General features: G+C 52.2%; 23 protein-coding genes. 11 read left to right on the top strand and 12 right to left on the bottom strand.

The features are described 5' to 3' along the window. Positions 1 to 196: 196 nt before the first annotated feature. From Q7C21_RS04290 to Q7C21_RS04270, 5 genes are read right to left on the bottom strand one after another with little or no spacing between them, the layout of a single operon-like run. Positions 197 to 2,269, bottom strand: coding sequence for a beta-galactosidase (locus tag Q7C21_RS04290; protein ID WP_105099662.1), 2,073 nt, complete (start codon positions 2,267 to 2,269; stop codon positions 197 to 199). A gap of 41 nt (positions 2,270 to 2,310) precedes the next feature. Next, a complete protein-coding gene (locus Q7C21_RS04285) occupies positions 2,311 to 3,504 on the bottom strand; it encodes a glycosyl hydrolase 53 family protein (RefSeq protein WP_105099661.1) in 1,194 nt (397 codons plus the stop codon). 3 nt (positions 3,505 to 3,507) lie between these two features. Next, positions 3,508 to 4,359, bottom strand: coding sequence for a sugar ABC transporter permease (locus tag Q7C21_RS04280; protein WP_003851665.1), 852 nt, complete (start codon positions 4,357 to 4,359; stop codon positions 3,508 to 3,510). A 10-nt stretch (positions 4,360 to 4,369) separates the two neighbouring features. Then, positions 4,370 to 5,719: a carbohydrate ABC transporter permease gene (locus tag Q7C21_RS04275; protein WP_373681462.1), complete on the bottom strand. Its 1,350-nt coding sequence runs from the start codon at positions 5,717 to 5,719 to the stop codon at positions 4,370 to 4,372. Then, complete coding sequence (locus Q7C21_RS04270; protein WP_140915959.1) at positions 5,719 to 6,939, bottom strand: extracellular solute-binding protein; 1,221 nt, start codon at positions 6,937 to 6,939, stop codon at positions 5,719 to 5,721. The genes Q7C21_RS04275 and Q7C21_RS04270 overlap by 1 nt, the downstream gene beginning before the upstream one ends. 265 nt (positions 6,940 to 7,204) lie before the next feature. Between Q7C21_RS04270 and Q7C21_RS04265 the strand changes: the two genes are divergently transcribed. Beyond that, entirely contained in the window at positions 7,205 to 8,383 is a 1,179-nt protein-coding gene (locus Q7C21_RS04265; protein WP_375150438.1) for an ABC transporter ATP-binding protein, read from the top strand. A 148-nt stretch (positions 8,384 to 8,531) separates the two neighbouring features. Here Q7C21_RS04265 and Q7C21_RS04260 read toward each other — a convergent pair whose 3' ends face one another. Continuing rightward, positions 8,532 to 9,089, bottom strand: a complete 558-nt coding sequence (locus Q7C21_RS04260) for a hypothetical protein (RefSeq protein WP_140033817.1) — start codon at positions 9,087 to 9,089, stop codon at positions 8,532 to 8,534. Positions 9,090 to 9,160: 71 nt separating this feature from the next. Next, positions 9,161 to 9,502 carry a hypothetical protein gene (locus tag Q7C21_RS04255; RefSeq protein ID WP_003851674.1) on the bottom strand — a complete coding sequence of 114 codons (342 nt, stop codon included), beginning with the start codon at positions 9,500 to 9,502 and terminating at the stop codon, positions 9,161 to 9,163. A 394-nt stretch (positions 9,503 to 9,896) separates the two neighbouring features. On the opposite strand from Q7C21_RS04255, the gene Q7C21_RS04250 reads away from it, so the two are divergent. From Q7C21_RS04250 to Q7C21_RS04240, 3 genes are all read left to right on the top strand, one after another. Then, complete coding sequence (locus Q7C21_RS04250; protein ID WP_033762506.1) at positions 9,897 to 10,334, top strand: DUF2628 domain-containing protein; 438 nt, start codon at positions 9,897 to 9,899, stop codon at positions 10,332 to 10,334. A gap of 364 nt (positions 10,335 to 10,698) precedes the next feature. Next, positions 10,699 to 12,558, top strand: a complete 1,860-nt coding sequence (locus Q7C21_RS04245; RefSeq protein ID WP_375150437.1) for a M48 family metallopeptidase — start codon at positions 10,699 to 10,701, stop codon at positions 12,556 to 12,558. Between the two features lie 193 nt (positions 12,559 to 12,751). After that, positions 12,752 to 12,994 (top strand): YiiG family protein, encoded by a 243-nt coding sequence (locus Q7C21_RS04240; protein WP_258317756.1) that lies wholly within the window; start codon positions 12,752 to 12,754, stop codon positions 12,992 to 12,994. Positions 12,995 to 13,064: 70 nt separating this feature from the next. Here Q7C21_RS04240 and Q7C21_RS04235 read toward each other — a convergent pair whose 3' ends face one another. Next, complete coding sequence (locus Q7C21_RS04235; RefSeq protein WP_181405308.1) at positions 13,065 to 13,949, bottom strand: LysR family transcriptional regulator; 885 nt, start codon at positions 13,947 to 13,949, stop codon at positions 13,065 to 13,067. Positions 13,950 to 14,072: 123 nt separating this feature from the next. Between Q7C21_RS04235 and gstA the strand changes: the two genes are divergently transcribed. Next, positions 14,073 to 14,678: a glutathione transferase GstA gene (gstA, locus tag Q7C21_RS04230; RefSeq protein ID WP_140915962.1), complete on the top strand. Its 606-nt coding sequence runs from the start codon at positions 14,073 to 14,075 to the stop codon at positions 14,676 to 14,678. A gap of 105 nt (positions 14,679 to 14,783) precedes the next feature. After that, positions 14,784 to 15,494 carry an alpha/beta hydrolase gene (locus Q7C21_RS04225; protein ID WP_375150436.1) on the top strand — a complete coding sequence of 237 codons (711 nt, stop codon included), beginning with the start codon at positions 14,784 to 14,786 and terminating at the stop codon, positions 15,492 to 15,494. Between the two features lie 21 nt (positions 15,495 to 15,515). Here Q7C21_RS04225 and Q7C21_RS04220 read toward each other — a convergent pair whose 3' ends face one another. Beyond that, entirely contained in the window at positions 15,516 to 15,827 is a 312-nt protein-coding gene (locus Q7C21_RS04220) for a cupin (RefSeq protein ID WP_375150435.1), read from the bottom strand. Between the two features lie 213 nt (positions 15,828 to 16,040). On the opposite strand from Q7C21_RS04220, the gene Q7C21_RS04215 reads away from it, so the two are divergent. Both Q7C21_RS04215 and Q7C21_RS04210 read left to right on the top strand, forming a co-directional pair. After that, entirely contained in the window at positions 16,041 to 16,715 is a 675-nt protein-coding gene (locus tag Q7C21_RS04215) for a hypothetical protein (protein WP_375150434.1), read from the top strand. 167 nt (positions 16,716 to 16,882) lie between these two features. Continuing rightward, positions 16,883 to 17,503 (top strand): protein phosphatase CheZ, encoded by a 621-nt coding sequence (locus Q7C21_RS04210; RefSeq protein WP_003851694.1) that lies wholly within the window; start codon positions 16,883 to 16,885, stop codon positions 17,501 to 17,503. A 160-nt stretch (positions 17,504 to 17,663) separates the two neighbouring features. Here Q7C21_RS04210 and Q7C21_RS04205 read toward each other — a convergent pair whose 3' ends face one another. After that, the gene (locus Q7C21_RS04205) at positions 17,664 to 18,101 is read right to left on the bottom strand and encodes a VOC family protein (RefSeq protein WP_008924790.1); all 438 of its coding nucleotides are present in this window, start codon (positions 18,099 to 18,101) and stop codon (positions 17,664 to 17,666) included. Positions 18,102 to 18,483: 382 nt separating this feature from the next. Between Q7C21_RS04205 and Q7C21_RS04200 the strand changes: the two genes are divergently transcribed. Together Q7C21_RS04200 and Q7C21_RS04195 are read left to right on the top strand one after the other, a co-directional pair. Further along, entirely contained in the window at positions 18,484 to 18,684 is a 201-nt protein-coding gene (locus Q7C21_RS04200; protein ID WP_008924791.1) for a hypothetical protein, read from the top strand. Next, positions 18,668 to 19,081 (top strand): hypothetical protein, encoded by a 414-nt coding sequence (locus Q7C21_RS04195; protein ID WP_008924792.1) that lies wholly within the window; start codon positions 18,668 to 18,670, stop codon positions 19,079 to 19,081. Before Q7C21_RS04200 ends, Q7C21_RS04195 begins: the two co-directional genes overlap by 17 nt. A gap of 228 nt (positions 19,082 to 19,309) precedes the next feature. Here Q7C21_RS04195 and Q7C21_RS04190 read toward each other — a convergent pair whose 3' ends face one another. Both Q7C21_RS04190 and Q7C21_RS04185 read right to left on the bottom strand, forming a co-directional pair. Beyond that, entirely contained in the window at positions 19,310 to 19,915 is a 606-nt protein-coding gene (locus Q7C21_RS04190) for a hypothetical protein (protein WP_375150433.1), read from the bottom strand. A gap of 241 nt (positions 19,916 to 20,156) precedes the next feature. Continuing rightward, complete coding sequence (locus tag Q7C21_RS04185) at positions 20,157 to 21,149, bottom strand: threonine/serine dehydratase (RefSeq protein ID WP_008924793.1); 993 nt, start codon at positions 21,147 to 21,149, stop codon at positions 20,157 to 20,159. A 52-nt stretch (positions 21,150 to 21,201) separates the two neighbouring features. Between Q7C21_RS04185 and Q7C21_RS04180 the strand changes: the two genes are divergently transcribed. Beyond that, positions 21,202 to 21,540, top strand: a complete 339-nt coding sequence (locus tag Q7C21_RS04180) for a helix-turn-helix transcriptional regulator (RefSeq protein WP_003851702.1) — start codon at positions 21,202 to 21,204, stop codon at positions 21,538 to 21,540. Positions 21,541 to 21,700 lie beyond the last annotated feature (160 nt).

Genomic DNA, 21,700 nt, shown 5'->3' with positions numbered 1-21,700 from the left:
CGGGAGCGTTTCTGAACAACGCAACGCGTTGGAGCGGTAACGGACGCACCTCAGGGATGAGGTGCGTAATAGCCTGTGTTGAGCGGACAGGGGCGGCATCTTTTGTGTCTTTGCCCAGGGCGCTGGTCCTCTGCGCCTGTGCTCAAACGGCCTGCCACCGCCACTAAATTTGCCCCTGACCGCTTACTGCCTCCGGTTATACCGCTCCCTGCGCCATAGGTCCGCTCAACACTCTGCACCCCCACGGCCCCAGCGTCAGCGATCCCCCAACACTCATGCCATCCACCAAATCACTCAGCCCGGCGGGCAACGACAGCTGCTGCGTCTGAGCGGTAAAGTTCTGCACAAACAGAAACGCCTGCTCACCGTCAGTTCGGCGCTGAACCACCACGCCCGGCGGCAACTCGCCCGCCAGTGCACGCGGTAAACCCAGTTGCTTAATCAATGCGCCATAAAAATCCCGATGGAATGACAGATCGTTACGCGATGCGATATACCAGGCTTTACCCTGACCGACCCGATTCATCGTCACCGCCGGGGTGCCGGCATAAAAATCACTATCGTAACTGGCCAGCGCAGTCGCACCCTCCAGATGAATATGTTCACAAAGCTCTCTGGCCTGATAAGGTCCGCTCAACCCCAGCTCATTGCCGCGCACACCGCGCACGCCGTTAAACTCCTCGTCGGTCAGGCTGTCGATCTCTTCTGACCAGATACCGAGCAGCGGCCGCAATGGACCCGGGAAACCGCCTGGATAACAAAGGTCACTCTCATTGACGATGCCACTCCAGTAACTGGCCACGAAATGCCCGCCCCGATCAACATGCTGCTCTGCACGCGCCGCGAAACCATCGCGCACCATATAGAGCATTGGTGCAATCACCAGATCGTAACCACTGAAATCGCTGTCGCCATTAATCACATCTACCGCAACACCCTGCTCCCAGAACGCCCGATAATGCTCGTTTACCGTGCGCTCGTAATGCAGACCCAGATTGCGCGGCCCCTGCGCGTTGTCCATTGCCCAGCGACTTTCCCAGTCGAAAATAATGGCAACACGCGCCTCGACCCGGCTCCCCATTACAGGCGTCATAGCGGCCAGCATCCGGCCCAGTTCACTCACTTCACGACCGGTGCGCGTATCCAGATGACCGACATGATCGATAACTGCGCCATGAAACTTCTCGACCGAACCCCGGCTCTTGCGCCACTGGAAATATTGCACCGCGTCCGCACCGTGGGCGACCGCCTGCAGTGAAGAGAGAATATGCATACCCGGCTTCTTTAGCTTGCTGGTCGGCTGCCAGTTGGTCGCACCCGGTGTCGACTCCATCAGCACAAACGGCTTGCCCTGCTTGAGGGTGCGCATCAAATCGTGATACATCGCGGTATAGCAGGCGAGGGTGGTCTCATCTTTCTCGTTGTGCCACATCGGGTAGCTATCCCAGGAGATAAAATCGAGCGCCGGTGCCAGCTTCCAGTAATCGTAGTCGTAGAAATATTCCATAAAATTGGTGGTCGCAGGCAGATCGGGATTGGCCTGCTTCAGCGGTTTAATCTCCTCACGACAGAAGTCAGTCACCTGATCGGTCATAAACCGCCGCCAGTCCAGATTCAGGCCATGAATCGACATCTCACCCTGTGGCGCAGGCGACACAATCTGTGACCAGTCGCTGTACGTGTGACTCCAGAAGTCGCTCCACCAGGCCAGATTCAGCGCCTCCAGCGTCTCATAACGGCGCTGCAGCCAGCCGCGAAAGGCCTCCTGACAACGATCGCAGTGACATTCACCACCATATTCATTGGAAATGTGCCAGCCGATCACCGCCGGATGGTGCGCATAACGCGCCGCCAGCCTGCTGTTCATCGCCTGCACTTTCTGACGATAAACCGGCGAGGTCATGCAATGGTTATGGCGGCCGCCATGCAACGCCGGAACGCGATCGCGCCCTGTGCGCAGTACCTCAGGATAGGCCTGCGACATCCAGGCCGGACGTGCCCCGCTGGGTGTTGCAAGAAATACCGAAATGCCTTGCAGCCACAGCGTGTCGATGACCTCATCCAGCCAGCCAAATTCATAGCGGCCTTCTTCCGGCTCCAGCTTCGCCCAACTGAAAATACCCACCGACATGACGTTACAGTTCGCCTGCTTCATCATTTCAACGTCGTCATTAATGATACCCGGCTGATGCGCCCACTGTTCCGGATTGTAGTCAGCACCATGCAGCAGCCGGTTAACCCGGGCGCTGAGCGGGGGAAATTTATTCATACCTGTTCCTCAGAGGAAGACATTAGCGTTAGCGCTAAGCGTTAATGAAAAACCTGCAGCGAAGGCAGTGCCTTGCCGTGACAGTCAAACAGCGCCTGGTTTTCGCGGGCGTTTCCCTGTTTCCATTCGTCGTGGATATATTTCATGCCAGCAGGTGTAGCCCAGGTATTGCCTGGTGCGGGGATCCACGCGGGCTCCCAATAGACCACGCCCTTGCCGCGATGGTCCGGCACCGCCAGCACCGCCTTAATCAGGTCATGCAGGTATGCCGCCTGACCCGCGACGCTGCCGGGGTAGCCACCTGCTTTCTCCTCTTTGGCCTGGAAGCTGTTTTCAGCATTGTCACAGTTTTCCAGCGTGTAGCCGTAGGCGGCCTCCACCACCATGACATCCTTGTTGTAGCGCCGGGAGATATCATCCATGTTGGCTTTCAGAGCGCTGACAGGACCGTTCCAGTAGGTGTACATCGACAGACCAATCACATCGAACGGGACATCACGCTTAACGATTTCATCGAACCACCAGCGGAAAGTGTCATTTTTCGTGCCCTCGGCCAGATGCAGCATGATCTTCACCTGATGCGGATCGCTGAGGTTCTCGCGCAAACCGCTGATACCGGCCTTTAGCAGACCCGCCAGCCGATCAAACTCGCCGCCGTTCTGGCCCCAGCTCTTACCTTCTGGCCAGAGCATGCCGCCGTTAAGTTCGTTACCAATCTGCACGATATCCGGCATTACACCTTCCGCTTTAAAGCGGGCGATGGTGTCGCGTGTGTAGTCATGCACCTGGGTTTCCAGCTGCGGAAAGGTCAGCGACTGCCAGGCTTTGGGCTTGAACTGCTTGCCGGGATCGGTCCAGAAATCACTGTAGTGAATATCGAGCAGCAGCTTCAGTCCCGCCGCTTTGACCCGCTTCGCCAGCGCCAGCGTGGTCGCCAGATCGTTGCCGCCACCGCCGTAGGTATGACCGCTGCCGTCAGTGGGATCGACCCACAGTCGCAACCGGATGGTGTTGATACCACTGGCTTTCAGGATGGCGATGGCATCCTGCTGCTGGTTGTCTGCGTTGTAGAATTTCGCACCCTGCTTCTCCAGTTCAGCCAGCGAAGAGATATCTGCGCCCTTGATAAAATCAGCTGGCCATGGCCCGGCGGAAGCGATGACAGGCTGATCGGCGGCGAGCAGCGGTGTCGCCCAGGCCAGTGCCAGGGCGAGAATCAATGTTTTTGGCGTCATGATTTATCCTTTAGTACTGCCTGAGGCGAGGCCGGAAACGAAGTATTTCTGCAGGGCCAGATAGAACACCGCGACCGGCACGGCGATCAGCACCGCGCCAGCTGCATAAGTGGTGTAACTGGCACCCATTTTTTGTGACACCAGGTTATAGAGGCCAATGGGCAGCGTGAACTGCTCCGGCGTACGCAGAATGGTGCTGGAGAGAATAAAATCACCCAGCGGCCCGGTGAAAGAGAACAGCGCCACCACCGCCAGAATCGGCTTCGACAGTGGCATGATGATCTCCACGAAGATGCGGAAGTTGCCCGCCCCGTCCATGCGCGCCGACTCATCCAGATCTTTGGGAATCGAGTCGAGATAGCCCTTCATCAGATAGGTGTTCATCGGGATCATCCCGCCGACATAGATCAACACCAGCGCCAGATGGCTGTTGATTAATCCCAGCAGCTGCGACAAGACGAAAATGGCGATCAGCGCCGAAAACTGCGGGATCATCTGCAGCAGCAGAAACAGCATCAGGCCGTTCTGCCGCCCCTTAAACCGAAAACGGGAAAAGGCGTAGGCGGTACAGCTGACGCTGATCAACGTCAGCACCATGGTCAGAAAACTGATTTTCATCGAGTTCCAGTACCACGTCATATACGGCACCGTGCCATTGAACAGGTCGCGGTAGTGCTGCAGCGACGCATTCTCCGGAATGATTGAACTGCTGAGCAGGCTGTTACCTGCATTCAGTGATGCGCCTACCGTCCAGACCAGCGGATAAATAATGATGGTCGAGACGGCCAGCACCACCAGCCAGGTCAGCGACAGGCGTATCCACCTTTCGCGTTTAATACTGCCGGACTTCGCCATACTTGCTTCCTTACGCCATCTCATCTTGTTTGAATGACCGGGTCGCGCGGAACTGCCACAGCGCCAGACCTACCACGAAAATCGACAGCAAAATGGTGATAGTGGCGGCAATCGCATATTGCGACGACGACATGGTGAGCTTGTAAATCCATGACACCAGGATATCGGTTCCGCCGGCATTCGACCCCGCCACGGCCGGACCGCCGTTGTTAAACAGATAGATGATGTTGAAATTATTAAAGTTGAAGGTGTATTGCGTGATGATGATCGGCGCAATGGCGTAGAGTACCAGCGGCAGCGTGATAGTTTTCAGCCGCGTCCAGGCACTGGCGCCGTCCATGATGGCGGCCTCATAAAGGTCATCCGGGATCGCCTGCAGGACGCCGGTTGTCATCGCAAACACAAACGGGAAGCCCAGCCAGGTCTGCATCATGATCAGCGCCGTTTTGGTCCAGAACGGATCGGTCATCCAGGCTTTAGGGGCGATGCCAAAGAAGTCGAGAATGGCGTTGTTGATCACCCCAAAGCTGTCGTTGAACATCCCTGCGAAAACCAGAATGGTGACAAAGCCCGGCACCGCCCACGGCAGGATAAAGATGGTGCGGATCAGCGGTTTAAAGCGCAGGTCTTTCTGATTGACCAGAATCGCCAGCATCACGCCCACGGTGCACTGCAGCGTCGTCGCCAGCAATGTCCAGACCACCGTCCATTGCAGCACGTCAAAGAACGTGGAGCGCCAGATCGACAGCGTGAAAATGTTGATGAAGTTTTTGAACCCCACCCAGTCCACCAGCTTCGCCGGGGGCGTGTGATAGAGGTTGTAGTTGGTGAAGGCGATGGCGAAACCAAACAGAATCGGAAACACCACCACGAATACCAGCAGAATAAAGCCCGGCGAAATCATCAGATACGGGAAGCCGTCGCGCAGCAGTAACTGATACTGCTGTCGCACGCTGTTAAGCTGCTGGCCCCTGTCGCGCCTGGCGCCATTGACCCACGCATCGCGCACAGACACGCCCCATACCGCGACGCCGAAAGCGGCAATCAGCACGCTGATAATCCCCTCAGCCAGCAGGAAAATGGAGTTATCGCGCGGAACTGATTCACCCAGCGTATACAGCCCCCAGAATCCTTCACGCAGAAAATCGTGGAAGACGCCGGTAAAGCTGCTGAGCAGAATCAGAAAGCACAACCCTTTCGCCCACTGGCGGTGGTAAAACTGGCCAAAGCCAGGCAGCAGTGCCAGCAGCGCACCGGTGGTCGCATGACGACGCGGCGGCTTAGCCGTCACCAGATGTTCATCGGAAGATATAGCCACACTCTGATCCTTATCCTGTACGGTTATCCCGCGAACCCGCATTACTGGTTGCTGGCCTGCATCGCTTCAATCTGCATGGTGATCTGCTTCACCGCGTTATCCAGCGCCGCTTTTGGCTCCTGCTTGCCTGAAACGCTCAGCTCCAGCGCCGCATTGGCCGGCCCCCACACTTCCTGCATCTCTGGTACGCCTGGCATGGCTGACGCACGTGCCGCCTGCACTGCGACCGCATTGGCCTTCTCATCATTTTTAATAATCGGATCGTTCATCAATGCTGTAACGGGCGGGATCTCCTGCGTTTTCTGATAGCGCTCTTTCACATACTGCGGCTGGTTAATAAAGGTGAGGAATTTCTGCGCCAGCGCCTGATCTTTACTCCAGGTGGACACCACATAGCCTTTTACACCCAGGAAGGAGCTCATTGGCTTGCCGTTGGGCAGTAATGGCAGCGGTGCCACGCCATAGTTGATACCGGCAGCCTGATAGGGCTGGAACGCCCATGGCCCGTTAATCACCGCCGCCGCTTTCTTCTCGGTAAACAGGGAGTCGATAGCGTTCAGGCCGTTGTCGCCCATGATGCCGCCTGGCAGTAATCCTTCGCTGAAGAAGCGCTTGAGGTAAGTCACCGCCTCCACGCTGCCTGGCGTGTTCAGCCCGATATCTTTAGTGTTAACCGCGCCTTTAGCGTCTTTGCCAAAGATGTAAGACCCCATTGGCGCCATCACGCCCCAGCTGTAGTAAATCTGGTCAAACTTCGCGAGCAGGCCATACTGTTTTGCCTCGCGCTGCTTCTGCGAGAACACACGATACTCATCCAGGGTTTTCAGCGGCGCAGGCAAAAGATCTTTGTTGTAGATCAGCACCAGCGTTTCAACCGCCTTGGGGACACCATAGACCACGTTGTTCTGAGTAAAAGCCGCCATCGCTGACGGGGTGTAGGCGCTCTGTTCTGCCATGTCGATTTTCAGTGGTGCCAGCAGGCCCTGCACGACTGCGCTGCCAAGCTGGTCGTTGGGGATCACCAGCACATCGGGTCCGATGCCTGCCGGACCATCCAGGCGCAGCTTTTCGATCTGCTGTGCAAACGGCATCTCCTGTACTTTCACTTCAACGCCAAACTGTTTCTGAAAATCGGCGATCGCCGTTTTAATGCCGTCTGACTTTTTAATGTCTTCCCAGACGGTAAGTTGCTGAGCGGCCCAGACGGATTGATTAAGCATCAATGCTGACAGGAGTAGCGTAACGCTGATTTTAATTTTCATTGCTGGCCTCGTGTGAAGGTATGACATTTTTAGCTGTCATTTGCTGTTGTTCTTTTTTCAGACACACGCTGAATAAGGATTTATCATGCATGTGAAGAGTGAATAACGTATCGCATTTGAGCCATAAGCTACGCGGAACAGGTGCTGCGCTCCAGCCCGTTTGCACCAATGTGTGATCGGTATTACAGAAATCAAAAACAGCGATAGGGTGCACTCTGGCTGAACGTTATAGTCAACACAGGCACCATCAGGGCTAACGTGAAAAATGATCAACTGTTATACGTCATACATTTTAGCCGCCAGACATCTTGTTGTGAGGATTAGCATGTCCAGTATCAGATTGAGAAACGTCACCAAACGCTTTGGTAAAACAGAAACGCTGAAAAATATTGCGCTCGATATTGAGGCCGGTGAATTTGCCGTCTTTGTCGGTCCATCAGGCTGCGGTAAATCCACGCTGCTGAGGCTGATTGCCGGTCTGGAAGAGATCAGTGAAGGCGAGATTTTGATTGGGGATGAGGTGATGAATGATGTCGCACCCTCGCACCGCGGCGTGGCGATGGTGTTTCAGAGTTACGCGCTCTATCCCCATATGACGGTGGCGGAGAATATCGGCTACGGTCTGAAAGTGAACGGTCTGCCAAAGGCGCAGATTCAGCATCAGGTGGAGATGGTGGCGAAGACGCTGCAGCTGGCGCATCTGCTGGATCGTAAACCTAAACAACTTTCTGGCGGGCAGCGTCAGCGTGTTGCGATTGGCCGCGCGATTGTGCGTAATCCTCGGGTGTTTATGTTTGATGAGCCCTTGTCGAACCTGGATGCGGAACTGCGTGTCGATATGCGGCTGCACATTGCTAAGCTGCATCAGGAGCTGAAAACCACCATGGTCTATGTGACACATGATCAGACGGAGGCGATGACGCTGGCCGATAAGATTGTGGTGATGAATTACGGCAAGGTGGAACAGGTCGGTTCGCCCATGGAACTCTACTACAACCCGATTAACCGCTTTGTCGCGGGCTTTATCGGATCACCTAAGATGAATTTCCTGCCCGCGCGCGTGGAGCAGTGTGGCCCCTCCGGGCTGGTCGCCCTGATAAATGACGGCGAACACCGGCTGCAACTCCCCTCACCAATCCGTCAGCTGCAGCCCGGTGATGAGATCACGCTGGGTATCCGGCCGGAACAGTTACAGATCAACGGCGATGCGCCACTGAACATCGACTTCCACTGTGAGGTGGTTGAGCGACTCGGCAACAACACCTATCTGTTTGGTCAGAGCCACGGCCACGACGGCTTCAAAATGCTGCTGCCGGGTGATGTGCATTTCCGCCCTTACCAGACGCTGCGTCCGTCTTTCCATCCGCATCACTGCATGGTATTTGATGCCGAGGGCGCACGCATCAGTAGGGATATTGAAATGCCTCAGGTGCGTGCGGCCTGAAGTGAGTATCTGGGGGAGATAACGAGAGGCCGGAAACGGCCTTTTATGTTTTAAGACCTGGAAAAACCGGGGACAGAGAAGGCATTACCGGCTGAGTAAACGCATGACTCACCCGTAATCCCTTCTCTTACTGACCCGCTGTCCCGGCTTATTTACCAAGAATGTTATTAACCGCTTTCAGGTGGCCAGCTTTATCTTTGTGATTTGAAACCACCTGAATAACGGAGAATTTCTTGTTGGCAACCGCCAGCAGCGTCGCCTGTTGAACATCATTACCCCCCATTTTGTCAGTGGCTTCAACGTGATAAACGGGCAGACCATTGTCATTCTCAGTTTTCTCACTGATCACCGTATAAGAAGGTGACGCCTGCTTCTGCTTGTCTTTGATAGACTTCCCGCCTTCAAGAAAATCAGCGTCACTGCCACCGCGCGCAATCAGCGGGATCTCTTCTTCGCCAATGATCAAGACGCGTTTTTCCTGCTTGTTTACATACATGGTTCCAGGTCCACCGCCCGGAACAGGCTGCTTTTCATAACCCTGCAGGTTGAAAGTCTGTTTGCCATCCAGCAACGAGATCGTCTGATTCTGCGTGTTTGCAGCCTGTGCTGTTTTCGCTTCGGCTGCTGATGCGATCATCGGGGTGCTGCCAAGTGCAGCCGTCAGGCAGAGCGCACCCATAATGTTTAATGATTGACGTAATTTCACCGTGAACTCCTTCGTGTAGTGGCTATTTCCATTTCACTGACACCGAATCGGGTGTCGGCGAGGCAGAGGCGTTATCGGGTCAGGTCGTAAATACAGATCCCTGAACCGAGCAATAACAAAATTATCGGCCAGTAAAGAACGGGGATAAAAAAGAAGTTGTGGGTTTTTTCGGGGGCCATCATCGGCTCACTTTTGGTCGCCGTTGCGATGGAGTCCAGCCATTTTTCCTGCCGGAGCGCCCAGACGAAGAGCGCACAAAAGAGGGCAGCAACGATGAGCGTTGCGCCTGTCGCCCATAAATGCGCGACAAAAAAACCATCGTAGTAATAAAAATCCAGCACCCATTTACACAGCAGATAAGCAGCACAAATTAATAGTGCGACAAAAAACCCGACTCCGCTCCAGGCGATCATATTTATATCCTATAGATGGGTGAGGAACGAGAAATTATTTTCTTGAAATTAACATATTTTTATCATTGTAGCGATATTTTCTTTGGTGCTAATATTCTCCCTGCCCCGTTCAGGGCATATCAGCCCGATTCGTTATAAAACGCCTGATGCCGCCAGGATTATTTCCTGAGGTTGTTGCTTATCCCGGATCCAGTGTGCCATTAATATTGCTCGCCGGATGCGGCACTGCTGTTTGTTGCACTGCGCTATTATTTTAGTTTGAATGAGTCGCGGCTGTGATATCGCTGTTTTTAACATTTGCATCGGCTGTTTAGGTGGGAGACATTTATGCCGCTGTCATCCGGATGAAACAGTATGGTGATCGTCAGATTTCGTGTAAAGCATGGAGGTTGATATGGAACAACTCACTGAAAATAATGGTAAAGAGAACAGATCTAAAGAATACAGTGCGAGGTGGCAGGCCCGCTTTGATTTTTTCGACCGTTATGGTGCTCCCAGTTCACCCGGCTTCAGACAGGCACTGAAGCAACTGCCTTTCAGGCAAAAATTCAGAGTGAACATGAATTTAATTGCCTTCATTTTTGGCCCGATTTATCTGTTTGTACTCGGCCTGTGGAAAAAGAACATCATGCTGATTTTAATTATGATGGCTGTTTATGTTATTTTGATCATCGCTTTAGCGATAGCGGGCATGGAGTTCCCACGGTATCTTCAGGGCGGCCTGGCCTATGGCTTTAATGCACTGTACGGCATGAGTACGAATTACAATTATTACCTGAAAGAGCGAAAAGGCGATAACGGCTGGAACCCCTTTAAAGGGATGCGCTGGTAATTTTTTTCAGCGCAACTGGCAAAACATAAAATCTGGTATAGCGTCAGCAGGAAGGCAGCTTTTTAAACTTCATGGCGGAGGCTGACCAAAATAAATAATAAACTTTAACTCAAATTATCGGTGTTATGCCTGAGCAACGTGAGCCGCCCGAAGAATAGCGAACGGGCAATGAAAAACATCCAGAAATATTTTCCGGGCTTTTCAAAATGAGTTCAGACTGGATTATAATCTCATTGCACTCATTACACTCTCTCTGAAGCGCTTACGTGCCCCGCACGGCATAGTCGGGGCCAGGATATTCTTGTTGAGAACTTCCTGATGTCAGCAGCTTCTCCCTTTCACTGACATATAGGATGTTATTATTTTGAAATCATTAACGGAATTGAAAAAGGGTTATCTGAAGGTATTTCTCTGGCTGCTGTTCACACTGTTTCTGGTACCTGTTATTACTCTGGTTTTTGCTGAATACGGCAATGCGCAACTCGATCAGCAGTACACCCAGTTCTTTATGAACGATGCGCAGGAGCAACATCAGGATACCGGCAAACTGCAGACATTTTTGCAGCAGAACCCGCCGTCCAGCGTCTGCGGCCCGGTCGATGAAAATCTGCAGGATTACAAAAACGCCGTCTGCGCACCGCAATCCGAGTTGTGGCAGTTCTACATGATGGATAAAGTGGCTTTCTGGACGCTGATCGGCAGCGGCGTTGTCCTGCTAATGGTGCTATTGTTCAGTGCGCTGGCTTTTAAAAGCCGCAAGGGACAAGTGATCAGTCTGGCGCTGGCCCGCAAATTCCTGATGCTGGCCTGTTCACTGGAAGTTATGGTTCAGGGCGGCATGCTGGTCTGGCTCTCATTCTGGGGTACCGCTTTCTTCACGCAAACCTACTATCCAAAGCTGGTGATGGCCGTAGGCCTGCTGGTGCTGGCCGGCATGTATTACATGATTAAAGGCATCTTCAAAAAACTCCCGCCGGAAGAGAGTATTGAAGGTGAAGTCGTGACCCGCGAAGCCGCTCCGGCACTCTGGTCACAGATTGATATGCTGGCCGCCAGAGTCGGCACCACGCCCCCCGATCATATCGTTGCGGGCATCGATACCAACTTTTACGTGACCGAAGCCCCACTCAGCGTAAACGGACACCCGCTTACCGGTCGTAAACTCTATGTCAGCATTCCGCTGCTGCGTCAGCTCACCGTTGCGCAGGCTGATGGCGTGATGGTCCATGAGCTGACACACCTGCATGAAGGTGACACCGCTTCCGGCGCACTGCTGGGACCGAAGCTGCATCGCTTTGACCTCTACATGCAATTGATGGGTCAGAATCTGGCAACACTGATCGTGTACTATCCGCTCTACCTCTATCGCATGCTGTTTGAACTGGCATGGCAGCGCAACAGCCGTGAACGTGAGTTTGTGGCGGATCGCAATGCCTCAACGCTGGTCTCCCCCGCCGCGATTATCGAATCGCTGATCAAAGTATCCGCCTATGCCAGTTACCGCAGTGAAGTTGAGCGAAACTTCTTTAATAACCGGACGCTGCATGAAAATGAACTGGGGATCAGTAAAGCTATCGCTGCCGGTCTGCCTGAGCATGTCGCGTCTCCGGACTTTATCAGCGTTGTCCGCGAACAGAATGTGCCGCACCCCTTTGACTCACACCCGCCGCTGGCAGAAAGGATGCGCAACGTCGGATACAACATTGACGAAGCCGACTATGCAGCGGTCGCCGCCGATTTCCCGGCCAAGAGCTGGGTTGATTTGATGCCGGTTGCCAACGAGATCGAGCAGCAGTTGTGGCAGAAATATGAACGCGACTTCTCTTCAGTGCATGAGGAAAGCCTGGCCTGGCGTTATCAGCCTGAGGGTGAGATGGAAACCGCGCTGGTGCTGAAGCATTTCCCCAATGTGCCTTACACGCTTAAAGATGGCTCGCAGATTGTCATCACCTGGCAGGGCATCGTGTCACCGAAAACCGACGAACTGCTGGAGTGGGATAACGTAAAAAACATCAATGTCATTCGTAATTTCGGCCGGGATAAGCTCTACCTACAGCATGAGCAGCCGAACGCTAAAGGTAAAAAGCGCAGTGAGATCCCCTTACCCGGTCTGAAGAAAGAGATTGAAGCCTTTAAAAATACTCTCGGCCTTTACTGGCATCGCCATCAGACGGTCAGGGCATTAATGAAAGAAGAATCGGCCGAAGCGTCGCAAAGCGCATAAGCCGTTTGTCATCGGCTCCCTCATCGCAGCTGATAAGGGAGCCAATGCGAATATCCATTTCCAGTCTGTATTTCTGACCACATAAAGAAAGGACCGATCGTGTTTAAAAGCGCAAGCAGTGCCAGCATGCCCGCGATGACGGTGACTGCCCTTGTGCTGCCTGGCTATCCTGTTTACCTCTCCCCATCCCGACGTGGCCGGAATGACAAAAGCGATTGATGCTTACAGTACACTGCTGAATGAGGCAGAAAAGGCAACGGCCAGCGAAGCGGGCAAGCCATTAACCTGCTCCATCTTCCAGGAGAGTGCTGAAACCTTCCTGAAAGACTGCAAAGATCGCATGCGTCGGGTCCGCGATAAAACACCTTACAGTACGGGGGATCACATAGCGCTTAAAGCAAGCAGACGCTGGGCGAGCAAGGCGCTTTACTTGTGAATCAGCCCTAGCTTTACCCGCTTTTCGACCCGTTACGCGAATTCTGAGCGATGACAATTGTTCCGCCTGATCAGCATGCCGCCTGGTGTCCCTGCCCTTTTCGCACGCCTTTCAGGAGTATCTGCGTGGCATCAGAAGCTTTTCCTGCGCGTGAACAGACCAGCCCGAACTCACGGTGTACCGCAGGGATTACCGGCAGCACGGTCAGGCCGCGCAGCTCCGCTGGCAGGGCAGATTCCGGCACCAGTGCAACCCCCATCCCTTCTCGCACCAGCAGGCAGGCACTGATCCAGTCGCGGACTTTTACCCGCACGTCGGTAAGCTGATGGCCCGCCTGTTCGATCAGGCTTCTCCCATTCACCACGCAGCCGCCTGTCGCAAGCACAAAGGGCTGGTCTGCCAGTTCCTGCAGGGTGATGCCGTTCGCGCTAGCCTGCGAAGAGCTGGCAGGCATCACCGCAACCCAGGCGTCCTGTCCTAATATCACGTCAGCACGTCCGGGCGCGGGGTTCATCACCACCCCAAGCTCAACGGTGTCTGCTGCCAGCCACGCCTCCACTTCCTCATCAGTCCCTTCAAGCACCACCACATCCATGTCCGGATGCAGACGCTTAAAGCTCCGCAGCAAGCCAGGCAAAAGTGTAGAGGTGACCGAGGGGAAGCTGGCAAGCCGGATACGTTCCCCTTTTAAACCCCTGTGCGCATCAGCCAGTTCGCGAATAGCATTGAGCTGCGCCACCATCGTTCGGGCATGTTCAATCACCTGCTCACCCAGGGCGGTTATACCGATCTGACGACGCTCCCGCACGAACAACGGGAACCCCAGCGAGGACTCTAACTGGGCAATCGCCTGACTGGCAGCAGATTGGGTCATGCCCGTCACTTCAGCGCCGCGCGAGATGTTACTGGCATCAGCCACCGCCACCAGCAGGCGCCAGTGTTGAAGATTCATCATAGTCATCAGTAGCCAGGCTTATAGTTAATTTATTAAACATTAATTTTACAGCAAGAGTGAGACTGAGCACAGTGTATTCAGGCACAACACACGCTACCCGCTTTTAATGTTATCGGAGAAAAGATGAAACTTTACTACGCCGCGGATACCTGTTCGCTTTCGCCCCACATCGTGTTGCGTGAACTGGCAATAGCGTTTGAGCTGGTTAAAGTGGATAACAGGAGCAAGCTCACCGCTGACGGGCATGACTTTCGCTCAATCAATCCCAAAGGCTATGTCGCTGCGCTGGAACTGGATGACGGGCAGATACTGACGGAAGGGCCAGCGATTGTGCAGTATCTCGCTGACCTGAAACCAGAAAGCAAGCTGGCACCGCCAGCAGGAAGCTGGGAGAGGGTTCGTCTGCAGGAGTGGCTTAACTTTATTACCAGTGAAATTCATGCGGGGTCTGCGCTGCTGTTTAACACGTCCCTGCCCGACAATGTTCTGACGATTTTTCGCGAGAAGCTGTTCCGGCGGTTCGACTATCTGCAGACTTCGCTGACCGATAAAGCCTTTCTGATGGGGACGTCGTTCGGCGTTGCTGATGCCTATCTGTACACCGTGCTGGGCTGGTGCAAATTCTTCAACATTGAACTGGCGCGCTGGCCAGCGCTGGTGGCTTATCGGACGAGGATCAGCGCGCGCCCTGCTGTGCAGGCGGCATTACTGTCAGAGGCGTCGCAGTAAGCGCAGCAAAACTGCAAGGCCGGGTTCCGGAGTGGGCAAAAACTATCGTTTCACACGCGATGGGTTAGTATCACGGGACTCATGTTTCAGCAGGGAGTCGGCTTTATGATTTACAGCGAGAAGGTGGAAACCGCTGTCATCCGGCATGCCGGTAAGGATTTCGAGGTCACGCTATTAAGGGCGAAAGAGGCCAGGCAATGCATCCTTTTCGCAGCCGGTGCTGGAGGAAGTCCATTTCGTCATCTGGCGCTCTTGCAGACCTTTAACCGGAATGGTATTGCGGTGGTCGCACCGCATTTTGATCGGTTGACCTCACCCACACCCTCAAAGATTGACCTGCTGGATCGTAGCCAGAGGCTTGCCCTCGCTCTGGATAATTTTGGTCATGATTATGAATCGATTGCCGGTGTCGGGCACTCCCTCGGCGCCGTGATTCTGTTGATGCAAGTCGGCGCGGAGGCGTGGACCCGAGCCGGAGAGAAGGTGACGTTTGCAGGCAGTCAGGTTTTAAATCAACTGTTCCTGTTAGCGCCTGCGGCGGACTTTTTTAAAGCCCCCTCGGCACTCGCATCCCTCAATGTACCGGTGAAGATCTGGACAGGCGAAAAGGACACTCTGACACCGCCGTCGCAAGCGCTGTTTATGCAATCAGAATCAGAAACGGTAATTGATGTTTGCGTGGTTAAGGATGCGGGCCATTTTACTTTTATGAACACGCTGCCGCCGCACATAATAGATACCCACCCTTCACGCGAATCATTTCTGCTCAGTCTGGGAGAGGAGATATCCTGTTTCGTCACGGATTATCAGGCCTGACCCGATAAAGAAACACTCTGATTAAACCGAGCCCTCTTTTTCAATAACCAGCACGCGTGCGACGCCCTGTGGGCGCGCGATATGCTCGGTTCCTTCACTGGCGTAAAAGATATCACCGGCGTTGAGAACACGGCTTTTAACTTCGCCCTGTTCCTTATATTGCATTTCAACGCATCCATCCATGACAGCAAAAACTTCCTGCCCATCGTTGATGTGCCACTTGTAAGGCTGATCGGTCCAGTGAAGTTTCACACTGACATTATCAAAGCTGGCAATATTCAGTGAGTCCCATGCTCTTGAGCCAGTAAATTCTTTACTGCTAAAAAAATTCATCTTTTCTCCCTCAACAGACGTGCTTTAGCGTCATCAATATCAGAGAGACTGGATGGATTCTATGCGTCCGCTTTATGTTGTCCTGATCTGTCCCCTCGTTGTCTGTTTAAGGGCAGGTGAACACTAAATAATTAATTAAATAGCGTAAAATACCGGGCAGAAATAGCAGGGTAAAAGCCTGTATTCATTCTTATTCCAAAAGGTCTGTCATCGATGAGTCTGCAAAACCTCTATCGTTCAACAAACGAAAACACCACCGCCATCTGGGCGAAAAATGCAGGAGTTGGGGATATTAAACAGGGAAACTATTACGATCCCGTCAGGCTGGCTCTTGCCTCGGGTATACAGCCCCCTGTTTCTCTGGATGCCTCGCGTCTTATTGGTGAATTGCAGCAGCTCACAAAAGATGACCCTCTTGCTGATGTTCTTCCCCCGGAGGTTTTCCATTTTACCTTCCTGCCCCTGACTCTGCCGTTCATGAACGAAAACGAGCCACTGCCAGAAAAAGTGGCAGAATTGACGAAGATCTGGACTGGATTTGATGCAAAACGAATCGTTATACGAGACCTTCGGTTGGTTGCGTTGCCCAGCCAGTTGTTGCTGGCGGGAATCCCTGACAGTACTGCAATCGCTATGCGCCAGTCCTTCTGCGAAAGCGTTTTGAATTCTCAATGGAAGAATGAATTGCAGCTGCGTCACAGTGGCAGCCCATTACCCGCCCCTTTCTGGCACAGCACCCTTCTGCGCTACGGCGCCGATTTTCTACCCACTTCTCTGCGTCAGTATATTTTTGAACGCCAGGCCGTTAATTTTGGCGATGTTACCGGGGATTTAAAATTGGCGAGGGTCAACTATAACTGGACGATATGTTACCCATTGACGATTTAATCAGGGTTATTTCTCGCTTCCACCAGCCTGATGACGTTCAGCCAATGCCGCCTCATTGTCATCATGTCACTTTTTACCTGAGGAAAAATTCCTGGGAAATTTAAAAATCTGCCGAGAGCTGCCGATAACCTCAGGTATCGACACTCTGTACGCAGGAAACAACATCCATGTCACCATCCGACATTCATAGTAAGCATCAGGAAATTGGCGAAATTACGGCGCGTGCTGGCCACATCCTGCGGCAGCTTCGCGACAGTCTGCAACAGCTGGGGCTTGATAAAACCATTGCCGATGTGGCGGGAAGCATTCCGAACGCCCGTGAAAGGCTGGGTTATGTCGTCACAATGACCCGCGAAGCAGCAGAGGGCGTAATCAACAGCGTGGAAATCACGCAGCCTCTGCAAACTGAGCTGGGAGAAAAAGCGGAGAAACTCACACAACGCTGGGATGCCACTTCCGGGACGCTGTCAGACAAAGAACAGACCCAGGCATTAGCTACAGATACCGTTGCCTTGCTGAATGACGTCCCTCGTGTCACGGGTCTGACCCAACAGCAACTGCACGCGATAATGATGTCGCAGGGGTTCCAGGATCTCACAGGACAAATTGTGCAGGCGATGATGGCCGTGCTGAACCAGGCGGAGCAGCAACTGATACAGGTCATCCGTGATAACGCAGGCTCACATAGCAGCGCCGAACGTAATGCGCCTTCTAAACCCGCTTCCGCATCAGAAACGCCTGCCAGTCAGGATGATGTGGATGACCTGCTGGCCAGTCTGGGAATGTAGGTCGACAGAAAGAGGCCAGGCGAACTCTCACGCCTGATAAGAAAAGGGTTTTCGCCAGGACAAATCGCCGGTCCTGATGTGAGCCCGTATTGTGCCAGAAGCGGACATTGCAAAGATCAATGTTTCAAATAAGCCGATAACGGGCTATGCCAGGTGGACTTCATTGACCGTGCTCCATCAACTCCAGCGTCTGTCCATCGGGGCTTTGTAAATAAATTACTCTGGTTCCCTGCATGGGACCTGATAAGACTGTCTGAGGTTTACCTGGTGTTTTCCAGCCATACTCCGATACTTTGCGCAAGAGCGTATCCAGATCCTCAACTATAAACGCAAGGTGAGCATAGCCGGGGATGTAGGGTGCTGAGGGTTCTGCTGGCTGTTTAATGTTATCGTATTGGAGTAATTCAATTTTGATGCCAGCCAGCTCAAGCAACGCCATTCGTACATCAGCCCCCCTTGCGCCTGTAACTTCATCAATGATGGGCCCAGACATTTTCCCTTCGCGTAATAACTCCCCTCCGAGAATATGAGTCCAGAAGAATAATGACTCATCAATGTTTTTAACTGAAAAACCAACGTGATCCACTCTTCTTATCATGAAGTTACCTGCTGAGTTTAAAAATTAAGCACCAAACTATCTGAAATCTCTGCTTTAGTACTTCACGATAAGTGCGGAGTTAGTTTACTCATTAAAACATATAGTTAAGGCTGACCTGACTGAAATATTTCTTATTATCCAGCGTGAGAGCTATGCATATTTATTAATCCCTGAGGAAAATTATGGGACTGCGTTGCAAGTTTTTATCAATCAGAGAGGTCCTGCGATCTTTCGTTTTTTGCTCATAGCGGACCTTGCAGTACGTAGGTCTGCTTTGTGCCATAAGCAGATGTTGTCGCCTTACTCGAATTAGATAGTTATGCTTAAAAATTTTTATGGCACATGCAAAAGGCTCGTAGAATAAAACTCACCAGGAAAAGGGATGACAATCATGCTGGCCTGCTCCAAAAAAACTGACTGGCGGCGTTATGTCCTTATTGTCAGGATGCCCGTCGCAGGTCGTCATGAGGATGCTGTGCCTGAAGCCTGTTTTGCAGTCAAACCTCGTGCCGAAAATTTTAGCGGGTACGGTGCATCAATAAAGCTGCTCAGACAAAGAGAGAGTTATGGCGAACATTATTGACGATAACTGGATTAGGATATCTGTGATATCAGCAACATTTAGTAGTCTCGTGGGTTCATTACTGGTTTTAATCTATCTTTCCCTGGGGAAAGACAGTGCACCGGTAATGGGCCTCATATTTATTTATTTTTTCATCGTTACGATGAGTATTATTGGGACCACGATGGGAACAATGATAATCGGCATGCCATTAGCGATGATTTCGAAGCGATTTTATCCTGATGCCGCCCTGAAGGGGAGCTTTTGTATTGTGTACTCTGTGCTCTTCATGTGGCTGTTTATACTGGCATGGCCTGTTATCAGGATATGTGAGGCGTCTTATTCGGATATTTTGCTTTTAAGCCCCTATGCTTTCTGTTCAGCTGCTGCACTTGCTTACCTGGTTTACTGGGAATGATGCGTATACATCAGATAGTGCAGACCGAAGGTAAACGGCGAACGCGCCGCCTGGCATGAACGCTGTTCAGCATATTTAATGTTGTTCCGGGCTCATGCATTCTATAGCAAAGCCCGCATTTAATTTTATATCTGCCTGCATAGCACTGTTTGTCTGGGGTAAGGAGCGTAAATGGCCAATGTCATCATTTTACCTGTTCACCTGAAGTAGAGGTCAGGCCTGGGTTGTTTACCATCCTATCGACTTGCACCGGCTGAATTCAGTCTGTGGAACAATGAGCGCCATATGATTTTCTGCCATGCACTGTTTAAAAACCTCCTTTTTGTAATCCCCTGCCTGTAAACCCAGCAGGGTGCTGGTCCGTTCGGCTGCGTTTGTTTCAATGTAATAGCCACAATTTTCTTTGAAATACTTAGCGTTATCGCTCCCAGAAATCGACCGTCTCAGCTGGGCTTCAACTGTATTAACGGACTTATCCTGTGGTACGGCTTTTGCTGATTTCAAGCCAGAATAGAGTGGATTGACCAGTAATTTCTGTGCAAATCGTTGATTTTCGGCGGTTAACTGGCCGGTTTTACACAACTGCAGATAGACCTGCGAAAGGCGTTGCTCCTCAGCGTCGGCAGCATGAGTGCATTCTTCCTGGACTTGTTCATCAGACTTAGCCGGATGTTTTTCAGTGGATCTCCAGTAACTATTTTTAAAGTCCGGAACCGTGCCTTCAAAGCTGCCAAAAGGGCATAATGCACTGGCACAACCCAGTAAAAACATGGGTACGCACGTCAGCATCAGAATACGTAACAGGTGAAAGGTTTTAAGACTGCTTTTATTCATATTATTCTCATTTTATTTAGCTTCGGAGAGAAGGTACGGACAATGTAATTATTTTGACAGACTGCGTTCAGATGAGGCCCGGTCTTCTGCACAGAGTAACATAATCGGGGCAGACCTCGCTTTTTAGGGCAAGTTCGCATATCGATCTAAGTAAAGAAGGGGGCGTGATATTTTATCAATTCTCACTCTCACACCGGCTGCGTGCTATTCTGTTTCCTGCCTGCACCTTTGCTGCGTGTCGTCAGAGTGTGGCCTCATTCATTAATTTCAGATAACGGTAACCCGATATATTTCTGCCGCTAACCACGCAGACGACCTTACGTCCACTCAGTTCTTTTGCATAACGAAGGACTGCCGCAATTGCAGGTGCTCCCGAAGGTTCAATAACATGGCTGTGCTGATTCAGCATTAACAGCATCGCTGCTTTGATCCCGGCTTCTGAAACAATAAGAACACGATCAACGCGGTCGCGTACAAGGGGCCAGGTTATTGCTTCAGGCTCAATATAGCCACTGATGCCTTCGGCGATTGACGGGGATAATTCAACCGGGATCGTTCGGCCAGCCTCTTTCCAGTGTGCAAAAGTCGGGCTGGCTTCACTTTGAATTGCCCACACTTCGGCTGCAGGGTTGATAGCTTTGACGGCCGTCGCAATACCTGACGCCAGCCCGCCGCCGCCAATATTTACGAGAATGACGTCAGCGTCTGCCCAGTCTTCCATTATTTCCAGACCGACGGTGCCGGCTCCGGCTATCATCTGCTCATTATCGTAGGCGGAGACAAACGTCGCGCCGGACTCCTGCGCAGCCACAATCGCGGCCTGTCTCGCCTCTTCAATATTTTCAAAGAACGTAACCTGAGCACCATAGCTTTTCATTGCTGAGACCTTAATCGGGTCTGCTGAATAGGGCAGAAATATGGACACCGGTACACCTGCTGCGTGACCCGCGCAGGCAAGCCCCAGTCCATGATTTCCCGCCGTCGGGGCAATGACGCCGGCAATGCGCTGGTCTGCATTAAGACTGGCAATGACGTTTGCAGCCCCCCTCAGTTTAAAGCTACCCGTATGCTGAAGACTCTCCATCTTGAGCCTGACCTCTGCTCCTGCAAGAGAAGACAGCGCCTGCGAAAGCTGCAGCGGGGTTCTGCAAACCGTTGTTTTGATGCGCGCGGAAGCAGCATAAATCGCCTTCAGCGTGACACTGTCCATTGGTCTTTGGGTGTGGTTTGTCATAATATGACCTCAGAGTTTATATTGGAAAATAACTATATAGGAGGTTGGCTATATGAACAATCCTGAAACATCAATGGCAGACCTTTTCCGCGCTCTCGGCAATGAGCACCGGCTCGTGGTGGTGGAGTGGCTTTCCGATCCCAGGTCATATTTTCCGGAACAGCAGGATGGCGATCTGGTCGAGGATGGGGTGTGTGTCGGGTTTATCACCGAAAAGATTGGTCTCAGTCAGCCTACCGTGACAGGCCATCTTCAGATCCTGGCCAAGGCCGGAATAGTGACCTCGAAACGTATCAAGAACTGGGTGTTCTATAAACTCGACCGTCAGCGGATGGATGAAGCAACCGTAATGCTGTCAGGATATGGGAAGCTTAAGACGGGTCCAAATTAACAGCCACAATCGGGCAGAATGTCCATAACGAAGCGAGCAAAACCGGTAAGTAGGTATACTTCGTTTATAGTACTCCTGCCTTTCAGAGGGACATATCGAATCATCGTTATCTGCCGTCATCTTATGTGTAGTTTAAACTTCAGAAACTACACTGGCTGAT

This window comes from Pantoea sp. ANP04, from assembly GCF_041982285.1.
In the GTDB taxonomy this organism is placed as follows: domain Bacteria; phylum Pseudomonadota; class Gammaproteobacteria; order Enterobacterales; family Enterobacteriaceae; genus Pantoea; species Pantoea eucalypti.
Note: the sequence above shows the minus strand (reverse complement) of the source record. Positions and strands in the feature narration are given on the sequence as shown.